Raw genomic sequence first — 15350 nt, 5'->3', positions numbered from 1 at the left:
CATGCGCTTTCGCGGGAAGTCGATCCGCAGGAAGATCGTGGCGTTGCTCCTCGTGCCGCTTCTCTCCCTCACCGGTCTCTGGGGATTCGCGACCTACATCACGGGCCGTGAGGCAGGCCAGCTCCTCGACGTCGGTCACATAGTCGAGCGTGTCGCGCACCCCCTCGAGGAGACCATCAACGTCATTCAGCGGGAGCGCCGGCAGACGCTGATCTACCTCGCCGACCCGCGTTCCGCCGAGGCCCTGCCCGCACTCCGCCGCGACCGCACCGCGACCGACCGGGCCATCGCCAGGATCCGCGCCAGCGCCAAGGACCCAGGGGTCGTCGACGCCCTGAGCGCCCAGGCGTCCGGCAGGCTCGACTCGCTCCTCGCAGCGCTCGACGACCTCACCGCACTGCGCCGGTCCGTCGAGAGCCGCGCCGTGGGCCGCCTCCAGGCGCTGGACTTCTACAACCGCCTCGTGGATCCCTGCTACAGCTTCCTCACCAACCTCCACGCCGTGGAGAACGTGGAGATGGACAAGCAGGGCCGGGCCCTGATTGGCGTCGTACGGGCCCGCGAGATGCTGTCCCGCGAGGACGCCCTGGTGGTCTCCTCGCTCATCGGCAACAGGATCACCACCCAGGAACTCCGCGCCATCTCCGACCTCGCAGCCCACCGCGAGCTGCTGTACGAGGTCAACCTGGAGCTCATGCCCGGCTCCGAACGGGGCGTCTTCCAGACGTACTGGCGCGGCCCCGAGACCGGACCGCTGCGCGACGCAGAGGACGCGCTGCTCGCCGCGGGGGCCACGGACGGGCCCCGCACGATCGACGCCGTGCGCTGGGAGGAACTGGCGACCCCGGTCCTCGACGAACTCGCCCGCCAGAACACCGAGGCCGGCAACCGCTACCAGGACCGCGTCGAGCCCGTCGCCCACAGCGTCCTGCTGAAGGCGGGCGTCGCCGGCGTGCTCGGCTTCCTCGCCCTGCTCGTATCGGTCGTCGTCTCCGTACGCGTCGGCCGGGGCCTCGTGCGCGACCTGCGCCGGCTGCGCAAGGAGGCCCAGGAGGTCTCCGGCGTACGGCTGCCCAGCGTGATGCGCCGCCTCGCCGCCGGCGAACACGTCGACGTCGAGACCGAAGTGCCCCACCTGGAGTACGAGAAGGACGAGGTCGGCCAGGTCGGCCAGGCCCTCAACACCCTCCAGCGGGCCGCGGTGGAGGCGGCCGTCAAGCAGGCCGACATGCGGCGCGGCGTGTCCGAGGTGTTCGTCAACCTCGCCCGGCGCAACCAGGTGCTCCTCCACCGCCAGCTCACCCTCCTCGACACCATGGAGCGGCGCACCGAGGACACCGAGGAACTCGCCGACCTGTTCCGTCTGGACCACCTGACCACCCGCATGCGGCGCCACGCCGAGGGCCTGGTCATCCTCTCCGGCGCCGCGCCCTCACGGCAGTGGCGCAAGCCGGTCCAGCTGATGGACGTCGTACGGGCCGCGGTGGCGGAGGTCGAGGACTACGAGCGCGTCGAGGTGCGGCGCCTGCCGCGCATCGGCGTCGGCGGCCCGGCGGTCGCCGACCTCACCCACCTCATCGCCGAACTCCTGGAGAACGCCACCGTGTTCTCCCCGCCGCACACCGCCGTCCACGTGCACGGCGAGCGGGTCGCCAACGGCTTCACCCTCGAGATCGACGACCGCGGCCTGGGCATGACCCCCGAAGCGCTGCTCGACGCCAACCTGCGGCTCGCCGAGACCCCCGAGTTCGAGCTCTCCGACACCGACCGGCTCGGCCTCTTCGTCATCAGCCGCCTCGCGCAGCGCCAGAACGTGCGGGTCTCGCTCCAGCCCTCCCCGTACGGAGGGACCACCGCGGTCGTGTTCATCCCGGCCGCGCTGCTCACCGACGCGCCCGAGACCCAGGGCGCCGGTTTCCGCCTCGACCGCAAGGGCGGCAAGGACGCCCCGCACCGGCGGGCGGCGCTCTCCAAGGTGCCCTCCGGCCTGTCCGCCACCACCGGCCCGTCCGTCCTCGACGGACCGGTCGAGCTGGAGGCACCGGTGGGCGCGCTCGGCCTCGACGACCGGCTCGCCGGCCTCACCGACCTCGACGACCGGCTCGGCGACCTGGAGGCGACGGACAGCGAGCGCGGCGGGCTGTTCCGCGCCCGTCCGCCGCTGCGCCCGGTGGCCGGCGGCCACACCGACCAGGAGCAGCACCAGCAGGCCACCGACCAGGCCGCCCCGGAGGGGACGGCGGGCGGGCTCGTCCCGCTCCCGCGCCGCAAACCGCCCACCCTCGTCGCGCACCGCGGCCGGCGCCTGGGCGAGCGGGGCCGCTCGCACCCGGCCCCCGGCGCCCCCGCGGAAACCGCATCCGGCGAAACCGCACCCGCTCGGCCCCGCGCCGACGCCACGCCCGCGCAGCCCGCGCGCACCAGGACCGCGCGCACCGGGCCCGCGCCCCGGGCGCCGGAGGGGAGCACCACCCCCGACGACGCCACCCTGCTGCTCCGCGGCCTGCCCCGGCGCGTCCGCCAGGCGAGCCTCGCGCCCCAGCTCAGGGAGGCCGCCCGGCGCGCCACCACGGAGGACAGGAACACCGACCGCGATTCGGGAAGCGCCACCGAACGCGAAGCGGAAGAAGTACGCAGCCGTATGGCGGCGATGCAACGAGGCTGGCAGCGCGGGCGCAGACAGAACGCCGAGAGCCACCCGCCCGCCGGCCACGGCGATACAGCACGAGGAACGACACCCGAGGGGGACGGTCGATGACCGCACCGAACGCCGCAGCAGCACCCGACTCGACCGGCTCGACCGGCGAACTGAACTGGCTCCTCGACGAGTTGGTCGACCGGGTCGGCTCCATCCGCAAGGCACTGGTGCTCTCCAGCGACGGCCTGGCGACCGGGGCCTCCAAGGACCTCAGCCGCGAGGACAGCGAGCACATGGCGGCCGTGGCCTCCGGGTTCCACAGCCTCGCGAAGGGCGTCGGCCGCCACTTCGACGCCGGCCGCGTCCGCCAGACCGTGGTCGAGCTGGAGGACGCCTTCCTCTTCGTCACGGCCGCGGGCGACGGCAGCTGCCTCGCCGTGCTCGCGGACGCCGACTCGGACGTCGGTCTCGTCGCGTACGAGATGACGCTGATGGTCAAGCGGGTCGGGGTACACCTCGCGACGGCACCTCGGACCGGACTGCACGCCGGAGGGTGAGGGGGATGCGATGAGTGACGCAGCAGGGCCGCACAGCCGGCACAGACGCCGCGACCGCCGTGAGCCGCACCACTGGTTCGACGACGACGCGGGCCCGGTGGTCCGCCCGTACGCGATGACACGCGGCCGCACCAGCAGCGCCACCCGCCACCGCCTCGACCTCATCGCGGTGGTCGTCCCCGAGCCCGCGGCCGACGATCCCGGCCGCGACCAGACGTTGTCACCCGAACACGTCGAGATCGTCGAGCGGTGCAGCGACCTTCCCCGGTCGATCGCCGAGCTGGCCTCCGGACTGGACCTCCCCGTCGGGGTGGTCCGCGTCCTGGTCGGTGATCTCGTCGAGGACGAACTCGTCCACGTAACCCGTCCTGTACCGCCGGCCGAGCTGCCGGACGTCAGCATCCTCCGTGAGGTGATCAATGGCCTTCGGGCGCTCTAGCACCGGCCGCAGAAAGCGACCGGTCGAGCCGGTGACGCTGAAGATCCTGGTCGCGGGCGGGTTCGGGGTGGGCAAGACCACCCTGGTGGGCGCGGTCAGCGAGATCCGGCCGCTGCGCACCGAGGAGACCCTCACCGAGGCGGGCCGGCCGGTCGACGACCTGCACGGCGTCGAGACGAAGTCCACCACCACGGTCGCCATGGACTTCGGACGCATCACGGTCCGCGAGGACCTGGTGCTGTACCTCTTCGGCACGCCGGGCCAGGACCGCTTCTGGTTCCTGTGGGACGAGCTGGCGCAGGGTGCCCTCGGGGCGGTGGTGCTGTGCGACACCCGCCGCCTGGAGGACAGCTTCGCCGCGATCGACTACTTCGAGCGGCGCGGCATCCCCTTCGCGGTGGCCGTCAACTGCTTCGAGGGGACGGCACGCTTTCCCGCCGAGACGGTCAGGACGGCACTGGACCTCGACCCGGAGGTGCCGCTGATGATGTGCGACGCGCGGGAACGGGAATCGGTCAAGGCGGTTCTCGTCGCCGTGGTCGAGCACGCCCTGACCCTCGCCGCCCGCACCCGCGAGCCCGTCACCACCTGAGCCGTCGCGGCCCGTACCCCGCCCCGCCGACCGGGGTGCGGGCCGCGTCCCCGATCTCCCCGGCGTCGTGTCCGACCCCGGCCGGCCGCGTCGGTGAGGAGTCAGTGCCCCGCCACCGACCGCCTGGAGACCGGGAAGTCGAAGTACGTGCCGGGAAACAGTTCCGGCTTGTACGTGAAGTGCCACCACTCCTCGGGGAGGTTGACGAACCCCTCCGCGCCGAGCGCGTTCCTCAGCAGCTGCCGGTTCGCCCGCCGCACTCCCCGGACACGCGGGTCGTCCGTGTGGGAAAGGGTGTCGAAACAGTCGAAACCCGTCCCCATGTCCACGGAGTTGTCGGGGAAGCGTTCCTCCCGCGGGGCGTAGCAGGGCACCAGTTCCTCGCCCGGCTCGTAGGGACGGGTCGGCGCCGCGGGAAGCCTCACGACCGTCACGTCCACCGTGGAGCCCCGGCTGTGCCCCGACTTCTCGGCGATGTACCCGTCCGCGAAGAGCCGTGACTTGGCCACCAGCGGATAGAACTCCGCCTTCATCTCCTCGTCCCGCAGGTCCTTCGCCCACCGGACGAAGTGGTCCACGGCCCGCTGCGGCCGGTAACAGTCGTACACCTTCAGCGAGTAGCCCCGCCGCAGCAGCTTCACCTGTGCCCGGTGCAGCGCCCGCGCGGCCGGCCGGGTCAGGATGCACACCGGTTGCCGGTAGCCGTCCACCGGTTCGCCGACGAAGTTGTGCGCGGTCGTGTAGCGCATCTCCTGGATGATCGTCGGGTCGATGGAGCGGAGGGCCGTGAACTCCTCCGGGGCCTTCGGCTCCGGCGTGGCCCGGGCCACGGGCGCCGCGGCCGCCGACACGAAGAGGAACGCGGTGGCGGTCGCCACCAGGACCCGGAAGACGGAAGCCACGAAACCTCCCGAAGATGCCACGGCTGCCACGAAGCCCATGGATGCCACCGATGCGCGCCCTGTCATGCACACCGTCTACCAGGTGCGGACCGGGCCGGTACAGTCCCTCACCGTGAAGGACTCCCATTGCACGAGTTGCGGCGCCCCCTACCCGGCCGGTACCGGCTGGCCGCGCGCCTGCCCGGGCTGCGGCGCCGTCGCCCACCGCAACCCGCTGCCCGTCGCCGTGGCACTGCTGCCCGCGACCGACGCGCACGGCACGGGCCTCGTCGTCATCACCCGCACCATCGAGCCGCAGCGCGGCGGCATCGCCCTGCCCGGCGGGTTCATCGACCACGCCGAGGACTGGCGGGACGCGGTGGTGCGCGAGCTCAAGGAGGAGACCGGCATCGAGGCCGCCGCCGGCGAGGTGACCCTGGCCGACGCGATGAGCTCGCCCGCCGGGCACCTGCTGGTCTTCGGCCTCCTGCCCGAACGCCCCGCCGCCGGTCTCCCGCCCTCCGCCGCCACCGACGAGACGGCCGGGCACCACCTGCTGCGCGCCCCGGCGGAACTGGCCTTCCCCCTCCACACGGCGGCCGTCGCCAACTGGTTCGCGGGCCGCTACGCCTGACCCGCCCCCCGCACCCGCACCCTCCCCGCGACCTCCACCGCGCCGTCGTCCGTGACCCGCTCCACCACCACCCGGCCGTCGACCAGCCGGGACGTGTACCGCTCGACCTCCGCCTCCGCCCAGCCGTCCCCGGCGTCCCGCACCACCAGCCCGCCACCGGTGCGCCCCGCGGCCGGGGCCCACACCTCCAGCTCGTCCACCCCGTCCGCGCCCCGCACCGGGATCACCGCACCCGCCCGGGCGAGCACCGGGATCCGCGACAGCGGCGCGTCCACCAGGACCTGCCCGGGGCCCTCGTACACCTGGCCCGTCGCCGTGTCGTACCAGTGCCCGCGCGGCAGCCGCACCGCCCGCCGGTCCGTCCCGCGCTCCAGCACGGGCGCCACCAGCAGCGCGTCCCCCAGCAGAAAGGCGTCCTCGCAGTCGCGCAGCGCCCGCTCCTCCGGGGAGCCCCACCACACCGGCCGCGCATAGGGTGCGCCCGTGACCCGCGCCAGCCGCGCCAGCGTCACGAAGTAGGGCCGCAGCCGCTCCCGCTCCGCCAGCGCCGCCCGGGCGTACTCCAGCACCTCCGGGCCGAACTCCCACGGCTCGCGCCGCCCCGCGTCGATCGCCGCGTGCGTGCGGAACAGCGGCAGCCAGGCACCGAGCTGGAACCACCGCAGGAACAGCTCCGGTGACGGGCTGCCGTCGAACCCGCCCACGTCCGGACCCGAGTAAGGCACCCCGCACAGCCCCAGCCCCAGCACCAGCGACAGCGAGGCCCGCAGCCCCGGCCACCCGGTCGACACGTCGCCCGACCACGTGCCCCCGTACCGCTGCATCCCCGCCCACCCGGAGCGCGAGAACAGGAACGGGCGCTCGTCCGGACGCAGCCGCCGCAGGCCCTCGTACCCGGCCCGTGCCATCGCCAGCCCGTACACGTTGTGGGCTTCCCGGTGGTCACCGCCCCGGCCCTCCAGCGCGTGCCGCGCCGAACGCGGCAGCGTCATGTCGCCGAACGGCGTGAAGGACACCGGCTCGTTCATGTCGTGCCACACCCCGGAGAACCCCTGCGCGAGCCGCTCCTCGTACAACCCTCCCCACCACTCCCGTACCGCCGGATCCGTGAAGTCCGGGTACACGCACTCACCCGGCCACACCACGCCCCGCACCTCCGCCCCCCTGGCGTCGCGCACGTACGCCCCGGCGGCCCCGACGACGGCGCCGCTCTCGTAGACCGCGTTCCCCCGCTCCGCCTTCACCCCCGGATCGACGATCGACACCAGCCGCACGCCCTCCTCCCGCAGCTCCCGCGCGAGGCGGGGCAGGTCGGGGAACCGCTCCCGGTCCACCGTGAACACCTGGTGCCGGTCGTAGTGGTCGATGTCCAGGTGCAGCGCCGACAGCGGCAGGTCACGCTCCCGGTAGCCGGCCACCACCCGCCGCACCTCCGCCTCGCTGCCGAACCCCCACCGGGCGTGCTGCGGCCCCAGCGCCCACGACGGCGGCAGCGCGGGAGCACCGGTCAGCACCGACCAGCCGTGCAGCACGCGCGCGGGGCTGCCGACCACCACCCAGCAGCGCAGCGGCCCGCCGCTCATCCGCACCTCGCTCGCCCCCGGCCGGTCGTGCCCGGAGCCCGCGCCCTCCTCGCCCTCCCGCAGCGTCACCAGCCCGTCCCAGGTGTTGTCGTGGAACGCCAGGTGCGTCCCGGCGTCCGACACCACCAGCTGCACCGGCATGGTGAGGTAGAGCGGGTCGTCGCCGGGGGCGAAGCTGCCGCGCGGGTCGGTGTTCCACAGCCGGTAGGTCCCGCCGCGCAGCCGCGGGCCGGCCGCCCGCCCGCCCAGCCCGAAGAACCGCGCGTCGGCCGGCACCTCCGTCCGCTGCACCCACCGCGCGGGCCCCCCGGCGACCGGCTCCCACCACCTGGGCGGCAGCTCCCGCCGCAGTACCACCCCGCCGGGCGTACGCACCTCAACGGCGCCGTTGCGCGACACGGCGACCGTCACCCGCTCCGACACCACCCGCCAGCCGCCACCCTTGTCGGGCTCCAGCTCCGCCCGGGGATCCGGCTCCGGCGGCCGGCCCGCCAGCGCGTACGACGGCAGCGGCTCCGCCCCGTCCCAGCCCCAGAACACCGTGCCGCCGCTGCCCACGCACACCCGCACCCACGACCGGGCGAACCGGACGATCCCGCCGCCCGGCAGCGGCTCGGCCCCCTCCGCGGGTCCCGGCACCCGGGCCCGCTCCGCCCCCCGAGGCCGCAGTTCGACGGCGTCCGCCCGCCGCTGCCGCCACGCCGACCGCATCGCCCGCAGCCCCCGTACCGTGCTGAAGATCCTCACCGAGCGCACCAGATCACGACCGTCCATGCGTTCACCCTGCCACCCGCTCCAGCACCCGCAGGCCCCGTTCAACTGCCGTTCACCCGTGGTGGGCGCACATGTTCATCCCGCCGACCATGGGTGGAGAGCCCTGGTGCGAACAACGATCACATGGCATCGTCCTGTCAGCCGCGTCACGCGCACACCCCCGCACGTGCGCGCGACCCCACGCAGACCCGCGTACAGGGACGTACAGCCAGGGAGCAGCCCCATGACCACAGAGCACGCCCACCCCGAGCCGCTCTGGCAGCCCGGCCAGGACCGCATCGACTCGGCGGGGGTGACCCGCTTCCAGGCCTGGGCGGCCGAGCGGCACGGCGCACCGGCCGACGGCGGCTACGCCGCACTGCACCGCTGGTCGGTCGACCACCTCGACTCCTTCTGGCAGGCGGTCGCCGAGTGGTTCGACATCCGGTTCTCCACGCCGTACGAGCGCGTCCTCGGCGACCGCTCCATGCCCGGCGCCCAGTGGTTCCCCGGCGCCACCCTCAACTACGCCGAGCACGCCCTGCGTGCCGCCGCCGACCGGCCCGACGCGCCCGCCCTCCTGCACGTGGACGAGACGCAGGAAGTGACGCCCGTCAGCTGGGCCGAGCTGCGCCGCCAGGTGGGCGCCCTCGCCGCCGAGCTGCGCGCCCTCGGCGTACGCCCCGGCGACCGCGTCAGCGGCTACCTGCCGAACATCCCCCAGGCGGTCACCGCGCTCCTCGCCACCGCCGCCGTCGGCGCCGTGTGGACCTCCTGCGCCCCCGACTTCGGCGCCCGCAGCGTCCTCGACCGGTTCCAGCAGGTCGAGCCGGTCGTGCTGTTCACCGTCGACGGCTACCGCTACGGCGGCAAGGAGCACGACCGCCGCGACACCGTCGCCGAACTCCGCCGCGAACTGCCCTCACTGCGCGCGGTCGTGCACATCCCGCTCCTCGGCACCGAGGCACCCGAAGGCGCCCTCGAATGGTCCGTCCTCACGGCGGGGGACACGGAGCCGGTCTTCGAGCCGGTCCCCTTCGGCCACCCCCTGTGGGTGCTGTACTCCTCCGGCACGACCGGCCTGCCCAAGGCGATCGTCCAGTCCCAGGGCGGCATCCTCCTGGAGCACTACAAGCAGCTCGGGCTCCACTGCGACCTGGGCCCCGAGGACCGGTTCTTCTGGTACACCTCCACCGGCTGGATGATGTGGAACTTCCTCGTCTCCGGACTGCTCACCGGCACCACGGTGGTCGTGTACGACGGCAGCCCCGGCCACCCGAACACCGGCGCCCAGTGGCGCGTCGCCGAGATCACCGGCGCCACCCTGTACGGCACCTCCGCCGCGTACGTCATGGCCTGCCGCAAGGCCGGCGTCCACCCCTCCCGCGACCACGACCTGTCCCGCGTCACCTGCGTCGCCACCACCGGCTCACCGCTCCCGCCGGACGGCTTCCGCTGGCTCCACGACGAGGTGCGCGACGACCTGTGGATCGCCTCCGTCAGCGGCGGCACGGACGTGTGCAGCTGCTTCGCCGGCGCGGTGCCCACCCTGCCCGTGCACATCGGGGAGCTCCAGGCCGCCTGCCTGGGCACCGACCTCCAGGCCTGGGACCCGCGGGGAAAGCCCGTCATCGGAGAGGTGGGGGAGCTGGTCGTCACCAACCCCATGCCCTCCATGCCGGTCCGCTTCTGGAACGACCCCGACGGCAGCCGGTACCACGACAGCTACTTCGACATGTACCCCGGCGTGTGGCGCCACGGCGACTGGATCACCATCACCGACCACGGCTCCGTCGTCATCCACGGCCGCTCCGACTCCACCTTGAACCGCCAGGGCGTCCGTATGGGAAGCGCCGACATCTACGAGGCCGTGGAACGCCTCCCGGAGATCCGCGAATCCCTCGTCATCGGACTGGAGGAGCCCGACGGCGGCTACTGGATGCCGCTCTTCGTCCACCTCGCCGAAGGGGCCGCCCTGGACGACGAACTGGTCGCCCGTATCAAGCGGATCATCCGGGAGGAGCTGTCCCCGCGCCACGTCCCGGACGAGATCATCGAGGTCCCCGGCGTCCCGCACACCCTCACCGGCAAGCGCATCGAGGTCCCGGTCAAGCGCATGCTCCAGGGCACCGACCTCGCCAAGGCCGTCAACCCCGGCTCCGTCGACAATCTCGACCTGCTCCGGTTCTACGAGGACCTCGCCCGCGAACGGGCCCGGAAGACCCGGTGAGCGCCCACGGCTCCCTGTGGACGGGAAGGCGGGTACGGCTCAGGGGCATCGAGCCGGAGGACTGGCAGGCGTTCATGGAGTTCGACGCCCACAGCCGGCACCAGCGCTCCGTCGACGTCCTCCACCCCCCGCGCTCCGCCGAGCGGTACCACGCGTGGGCGGCCGAGCAGTCCGTCGCCCCGCCGGCGGGCGACGGCTTCCGGCTCGCCGTCGAAGCCCTGGACACCGGCGAACTCGTCGGATCGCTCTCCACCCACGCCACCGACCCGCGCGCCGGCCGCTTCCGGTACGGCATCGGCATCGGCCACGAGCACCAGCGGCGCGGCTACGCCAGCGACGCCGTGATCCTGCTGCTGCGCTTCATGTTCGGTGAGCGGCGCTACCACAAGTGCGAGGCGGGCATCCACGCGTTCAACGACGCCTCGCTCGCCCTGCACCGCGGGCTCGGCTTCACCGAGGAGGGCAGACTGCGCGACCACGAATACTTCGCGGGCCGCCACCACGACCTCGTCCTCCTGGGGATGACGGCCCCGGAGTTCGCCCGCGAGCACCCCTTCGAGAGCCTCTGACTCACCCGCCGTACATGGCCTCGGACCCGACCGGCACGGCGGCGAAGTCCGAGGCCGGCGCCGCCGCGTCGGCCGCTTCCAGCTCCGCCGCCGTGACCCGTACGCCGGTGGGCGCCGCGATCCGGAACCGGGCCACCGCCGCCACCCACCAGCCCGCCGACCGCACCCCGTTCACCACCGCCGACTCGTCGCGCACCGGCACCCACACGTTCAGCCCGCTCGCCCCGTGCGCCCGGATACCGTCGCACGCCGGCCCCGCCCACCGCGGGCCGATGCCCAGGTGCTTGGACACGCTCCGCACCTGCGCACCGCGCACCGGACCCTCGTCATCGGCAACGCCCTGTCGTACGTCGTCATCGCCGCCCCCTCCCTCCGTGGCGCCGAACCCCCGCCCCCCGCCCAAATCGCCGCCACCTCCACCACCCCGGCCCCCGCCACCCCCCCAAGCCGTCCAGCCCCTGGCGCGACCGCAGCTTCCTCCTCTTCACCGCCACCGAAGCCGCCCTCTTCCCCGACGGCGCGATCCTCCAGGTCGGCATGCCGCTGTGGATCGTCCACGCCACCGCGTCCTGGGAACTCTCCGTCGCCCTCGCCCCCACGGAGGCCCAAGGCGCCTACCTCGGCGTCCACGGGCTCGCCGCCTCCACCCAACGCAGCGCCGGACCCCTCCCGGTCACCGCCGTCATCACCACCGGCCCCCCCGCCTGCCCCGCCCGGCGCCGCCTGGTCCGCCGACGGCCGGCACCCGGCCCGTTGTCAGTACCGCCGATTACTGTGAGTGAGCACCAGTGAACAAGGGGGATCCATGGCACACGACAAGGACACGGCGACCATGCGACGCGCACTGCGCCGCGAAGTACCGAGCACCGTCGGCCTCCTCGCCGACGACCAGGATTTCACCGCGATGCGCCGCCGCTACCGCACCTTCACCTTCGACGACCACGACACCTACCTCCACCAGGTCGAAGAGCTCCTCAAGACCCTCGTCGGCGAGGGCGGACACACGACCGTCGCCCTCTTCGACCCCGAGGACTACGCCGACTACTGCGCCGAGACGGGACTCGACCCCGACTCCCCGGCCAGCCGCAGCCGCTTCACCGCCGAGGTCGCCGCCACCGGCGCCTCCGTCGCCTACACCGGCCAGCCCATCGACCGGCTCGTCCCGACGCTCATCCACCGCGCGGTCCGGCAGGCCACCTGGGAGTACGCCACCATGCTCCTCACCGACATCGGCGAGTGCGCCGACTGCGGCCAGGACATCGGCCGCGCCGCCTTCGACCAGGCCACGCACACGCTGACCCGGCTGCTCGAAGCAGCCGGACCCGGCACCCACCACCTCGTCCTCAGCATCCCCGCCGACGAACAACTCCTCGCCGCCCTCCACACCGACCGGCCCACCACCGGCCCCGCCGTGCTCGACACCACCGAAGCGGCCGAATTCGTCACCGTCCTCGCCGCCGGGATCGCCCTGGAAAGCCCCGGAGGCCTCGTCCTGCGCACCACCACCCCGGCCGCACCCGACCGCGTCCACGGCTGGCGCCTCGACCGCGGCCGGCTCGTCCCGCTCACCGAGGCCCAGGTGTTCAACGCCTACTGCACCGACGCCGACACCGGAGAGCCCCTCTCACCGGAACCCGGCGTCGACTACCGAGCCGGATTCGACATCACTCCCGACGACCCCTGGCCCACCCACCACTGAGCCCCGGCGAACGAGGAGGGGCTTCCCCGCCCACCGGCGGGAAAGCCCCTCCAACGACCTCGCTCCCGGAAACTACTCCCCGGACAGGACCGCCTGCGCCGCGAGGCGCGCCTCCTCGGCCGAGTCCGTGGCCCGCGCGGCGGCAGCCGCCCGCTCGCACTGCGCCAGCGTGTACTTGGCCAGCGTCGCCCGCACATACGGAATCGACGCCGCACCCATCGACAGGGAGGTGACACCCAGACCCGTCAGCACACAGGCGAGCAGCGGATCAGCAGCGGCCTCACCGCACACACCACAGCTCTTGCCCTCGGCCCTGGCCGCCTCGGCCGCGAGCGCCACCAGGTCGAGCAGCGCCGGCTGCCACGGGTCCTGCAACCGGGACACCGCGCCCACCTGCCGGTCGGCGGCGAACGTGTACTGCGCCAGATCGTTCGTACCCAGCGACAGGAACTCCACCTCCTGCAGGATCGAACGCGCCCGCAGCGCCGCCGACGGGATCTCCACCATCGCACCGAACTTCGCCCGGAGCCCCGCCCGCCGACAGGCGTCCGCGAAGGCCCTGGCATCCGCACGGTCCGCCACCATCGGCGCCATGACCTCGAGGTACACCGGCAGCCCCTCGGCCGCCTTCGACAGCGCCGACAGCTGCGTCCGCAGCACCTCCGGGTGGTCCAGCAGCGTCCGCAGACCCCGCACACCCAGCGCCGGGTTCGGCTCGTCCGCCGGCGTCAGGAAGTCCAGCGGCTTGTCCGCACCCGCGTCCAGCACCCGCACGACCACCCGGCCCTCCGGGAACGCCTCCAGCACCTTGCGGTACGCCTCGACCTGCTTGGCCTCCGACGGCGCCCGCTCACTGTCGTCCAGGAACAGGAACTCGGTACGGAACAGACCCACACCCTCGGCCCCGGCCTCCACGGCCGCCGGCACATCGGCCGGCCCGCCGACGTTCGCCAGCAACGGCACCTTGTGCCCGTCCGACGTCGCGCCCGGACCGGTCGCCGCCGACAGGGCCGCCTTGCGCGCCGCCGCCGCCCGCTCCAACTCCGCCCGCTTCTCGTCGCTCGGCTGCACGAAGATCTCGCCCGTGCTGCCGTCGACCGCGATCACCGTGCCCTCGGCCAGCTCACCGGCCCCCGGCAGCGCCACCACCGCGGGCACACCCAGCGCCCGCGCCAGGATCGCGCTGTGGCTGGTCGGCCCGCCCTCCTCGGTCACGAAACCGAGCACCAGAGCCGGGTCCAGCAGCGCCGTGTCCGCCGGAGCCAGGTCCCGCGCGATCAGCACGTACGGCTCGTCACTGTCCGGAACGCCCGGCATCGGCACACCCAGCAGCCGCGCCACGATCCGGTTCCGCACGTCGTCCAGGTCCGCGACCCGACCGGCCAGGTACTCCCCGGCACCGGCCAGCAGCGCCCGGTAGGCGGCGAACGCGTCGTACACCGCCCGCTCGGCCGTACTCCCCACGGCGATACGGCGTTCGACGTCGGCCATCAGCTCGGGGTCCTGCGCCATCATGGCCTGGGCCTCCAGCACGGCCTGGGCCTCACCACCAGCCAGGTTGCCGCGCGCGATCAGATCGGCCGCCACCGCCTCGACGGCCTGGCGGGCGCGCCCCTGTTCGCGCTCCGCCTCCTCGGCCGGGATCTGCTTCGCCGGCGGCTCGAGGACCGCCGTGCCCATGTGGCGGACCTCGCCGATCGCCACACCGTGGCTCACGCCGACGCCCCGCAGCGTTGTCTCCATTACACCTGTCTCCGATCGAGTGGCGGCCGGACCGCCACGTTGAATGTCCCGACCCACTGCCGTCGGTGCCGACGGCCCCGGCGTCACCGCCAGGAGAAGAGCGAGTCGCCGTCCTTGACCTCACCGCTCTCGACGAGGTCGCCGAGGGAGTCCGCGGTCGCCTCCAGGGCCACGATCGGGCAGATCGGTGACTTGCCGGCCGCCTCGACGGCAGCGGGGTTCCAGCGCACGACGGCCTGCCCCCGCGTGACGGTGTCCCCCTTGTTCACGAGCAGCTCGAAGCCCTCGCCGTTGAGCTGGACGGTGTCGATGCCCAGGTGCGTGAGCACTCCGTGCCCCTCGCCGTCCACGACCACGAAGGCGTGCGGGTGAAGGGACACGACGATGCCGTCGACGGGGGCCACAGCCGTGGACGGCTCACGCACCGGGTCGATGGCGGTACCCGGGCCGACCATGGCCCCGGAGAAGACCGGGTCGGGCACGGCGGCGAGTCCGATGGCGCGGCCCTCGAGCGGCGACGTCACGGTGGTCATGGGGGCCTCCCAGGGGTGGAGATTCTGTGGCGCCGTCACTGGCTGTCCTGGACGGCGTACTGATCCGAAGCGTATGTCATGAGAAGTCCAGGTTTCGCCCTGTAGGTTCAGGTTGGCGGCCCTAGGGGCCTCCGGAAGCGATTTGCCTCAACTGTCAACGGGCGGTAGGGTCGTACCCCTGCTTGGCCACGACGCAACTCTGAGTCGGAGGCCGGCAGCGACTCTCAAGCCCGGATCCTAACTGGTCTACACCACTGGTCTACACCTCTGTGTGCCGGAGTGGTCAAGGGGCCGGAAAAAGGCTGATAGAGTCGGAACCGCCGGAAAGGGAAAGCGCGAAAGCGAAGAACGGCCCGGCAGCCCGCTCCAGCGGGTGGCGGAAACGGAAAACGGATCTGCTAGACTGGAAACACGAAAGACCGAAGGGAAGCGCCCGGAGGAAAGCCCGAGAGGGTGAGTACAAAGGAAGCGTCCGTTCCTTGAGAACTCAACAGCGTGC

Annotated in this window: 14 protein-coding genes; 9 read left to right on the top strand and 5 right to left on the bottom strand. The window is 73.1% G+C overall.

The genetic code is table 11. The features are described 5' to 3' along the window. Nucleotide 1: 1 nt before the first annotated feature. The 4 genes from AC07DW_RS15735 to AC07DW_RS15720 are packed head-to-tail and all read left to right on the top strand — an operon-like array spanning nt 2 to nt 4226. Complete coding sequence (locus AC07DW_RS15735; RefSeq protein ID WP_478858215.1) at nt 2-2758, top strand: nitrate- and nitrite sensing domain-containing protein; 2757 nt, start codon at nt 2-4, stop codon at nt 2756-2758. Continuing rightward, nucleotides 2755-3195 (top strand): roadblock/LC7 domain-containing protein, encoded by a 441-nt coding sequence (locus AC07DW_RS15730; RefSeq protein WP_478858214.1) that lies wholly within the window; start codon nt 2755-2757, stop codon nt 3193-3195. Before AC07DW_RS15735 ends, AC07DW_RS15730 begins: the two co-directional genes overlap by 4 nt. 10 nt (nt 3196-3205) lie before the next feature. Beyond that, on the top strand, nt 3206-3634 hold the full coding sequence (locus tag AC07DW_RS15725; protein ID WP_478858213.1) for a DUF742 domain-containing protein: 429 nt from the start codon (nt 3206-3208) through the stop codon (nt 3632-3634). Continuing rightward, nucleotides 3615-4226: a GTP-binding protein gene (locus AC07DW_RS15720; protein ID WP_478858212.1), complete on the top strand. Its 612-nt coding sequence runs from the start codon at nt 3615-3617 to the stop codon at nt 4224-4226. The genes AC07DW_RS15725 and AC07DW_RS15720 overlap by 20 nt, the downstream gene beginning before the upstream one ends. A gap of 101 nt (nt 4227-4327) precedes the next feature. On the opposite strand, the gene AC07DW_RS15715 is transcribed toward AC07DW_RS15720, so the two are convergent. Further along, complete coding sequence (locus AC07DW_RS15715) at nt 4328-5167, bottom strand: M15 family metallopeptidase (protein WP_478858211.1); 840 nt, start codon at nt 5165-5167, stop codon at nt 4328-4330. Between the two features lie 25 nt (nt 5168-5192). Between AC07DW_RS15715 and AC07DW_RS15710 the strand changes: the two genes are divergently transcribed. Then, a complete protein-coding gene (locus AC07DW_RS15710; protein WP_478858329.1) occupies nt 5193-5741 on the top strand; it encodes an NUDIX domain-containing protein in 549 nt (182 codons plus the stop codon). Here AC07DW_RS15710 and AC07DW_RS15705 read toward each other — a convergent pair. Continuing rightward, nucleotides 5732-8098, bottom strand: a complete 2367-nt coding sequence (locus tag AC07DW_RS15705; protein WP_478858210.1) for a glycoside hydrolase family 31 protein — start codon at nt 8096-8098, stop codon at nt 5732-5734. The two genes, AC07DW_RS15710 and AC07DW_RS15705, sit on opposite strands and share 10 nt — an antisense overlap. Before the next feature lie 223 nt (nt 8099-8321). On the opposite strand from AC07DW_RS15705, the gene AC07DW_RS15700 reads away from it, so the two are divergent. Together AC07DW_RS15700 and AC07DW_RS15695 are read left to right on the top strand one after the other, a co-directional pair. After that, nucleotides 8322-10307 (top strand): acetoacetate--CoA ligase, encoded by a 1986-nt coding sequence (locus AC07DW_RS15700; RefSeq protein ID WP_478858209.1) that lies wholly within the window; start codon nt 8322-8324, stop codon nt 10305-10307. Beyond that, complete coding sequence (locus tag AC07DW_RS15695) at nt 10304-10876, top strand: GNAT family N-acetyltransferase (protein ID WP_478858208.1); 573 nt, start codon at nt 10304-10306, stop codon at nt 10874-10876. The genes AC07DW_RS15700 and AC07DW_RS15695 overlap by 4 nt, the downstream gene beginning before the upstream one ends. 1 nt (nt 10877) lies before the next feature. On the opposite strand, the gene AC07DW_RS15690 is transcribed toward AC07DW_RS15695, so the two are convergent. Next, nucleotides 10878-11168 carry a hypothetical protein gene (locus tag AC07DW_RS15690; RefSeq protein WP_478858207.1) on the bottom strand — a complete coding sequence of 97 codons (291 nt, stop codon included), beginning with the start codon at nt 11166-11168 and terminating at the stop codon, nt 10878-10880. A 245-nt stretch (nt 11169-11413) separates the two neighbouring features. Between AC07DW_RS15690 and AC07DW_RS15685 the strand changes: the two genes are divergently transcribed. Next, nucleotides 11414-11668: a hypothetical protein gene (locus AC07DW_RS15685; protein WP_478858206.1), complete on the top strand. Its 255-nt coding sequence runs from the start codon at nt 11414-11416 to the stop codon at nt 11666-11668. Between the two features lie 13 nt (nt 11669-11681). After that, a complete protein-coding gene (locus AC07DW_RS15680) occupies nt 11682-12575 on the top strand; it encodes a hypothetical protein (protein WP_478858205.1) in 894 nt (297 codons plus the stop codon). A 72-nt stretch (nt 12576-12647) separates the two neighbouring features. Here AC07DW_RS15680 and ptsP read toward each other — a convergent pair whose 3' ends face one another. Together ptsP and AC07DW_RS15670 are read right to left on the bottom strand one after the other, a co-directional pair. Continuing rightward, a complete protein-coding gene (gene ptsP / locus AC07DW_RS15675) occupies nt 12648-14318 on the bottom strand; it encodes a phosphoenolpyruvate--protein phosphotransferase (protein ID WP_478858204.1) in 1671 nt (556 codons plus the stop codon). Between the two features lie 83 nt (nt 14319-14401). Then, nucleotides 14402-14851, bottom strand: a complete 450-nt coding sequence (locus AC07DW_RS15670; protein ID WP_478858203.1) for a PTS sugar transporter subunit IIA — start codon at nt 14849-14851, stop codon at nt 14402-14404. Nucleotides 14852-15350: the final 499 nt, after the last annotated feature.

The sequence above is a fragment of the Streptomyces sp. NPDC045701 genome (assembly GCF_056432045.1).
The sequence above is the reverse complement of the archived record's forward strand: the minus strand, read 5'-3'. Positions and strand labels throughout refer to the sequence as shown.

Coding starts and splice junctions, on each gene's coding strand:
- AC07DW_RS15670 (WP_478858203.1), bottom strand. CDS start 14,851: ATGACCACCGTGACGTCGCCGCTCGAGGGCCGCGCCATCGGACTCGCC.
- AC07DW_RS15685 (WP_478858206.1), top strand. CDS start 11,414: ATGCCGCTGTGGATCGTCCACGCCACCGCGTCCTGGGAACTCTCCGTC.
- AC07DW_RS15730 (WP_478858214.1), top strand. CDS start 2,755: ATGACCGCACCGAACGCCGCAGCAGCACCCGACTCGACCGGCTCGACC.
- AC07DW_RS15735 (WP_478858215.1), top strand. CDS start 2: ATGCGCTTTCGCGGGAAGTCGATCCGCAGGAAGATCGTGGCGTTGCTC.
- AC07DW_RS15710 (WP_478858329.1), top strand. CDS start 5,193: ATGCACACCGTCTACCAGGTGCGGACCGGGCCGGTACAGTCCCTCACC.
- AC07DW_RS15715 (WP_478858211.1), bottom strand. CDS start 5,167: ATGGGCTTCGTGGCAGCCGTGGCATCTTCGGGAGGTTTCGTGGCTTCC.
- AC07DW_RS15680 (WP_478858205.1), top strand. CDS start 11,682: ATGGCACACGACAAGGACACGGCGACCATGCGACGCGCACTGCGCCGC.
- AC07DW_RS15720 (WP_478858212.1), top strand. CDS start 3,615: ATGGCCTTCGGGCGCTCTAGCACCGGCCGCAGAAAGCGACCGGTCGAG.
- ptsP (WP_478858204.1), bottom strand. CDS start 14,318: ATGGAGACAACGCTGCGGGGCGTCGGCGTGAGCCACGGTGTGGCGATC.
- AC07DW_RS15705 (WP_478858210.1), bottom strand. CDS start 8,098: ATGGACGGTCGTGATCTGGTGCGCTCGGTGAGGATCTTCAGCACGGTA.
- AC07DW_RS15725 (WP_478858213.1), top strand. CDS start 3,206: ATGAGTGACGCAGCAGGGCCGCACAGCCGGCACAGACGCCGCGACCGC.
- AC07DW_RS15700 (WP_478858209.1), top strand. CDS start 8,322: ATGACCACAGAGCACGCCCACCCCGAGCCGCTCTGGCAGCCCGGCCAG.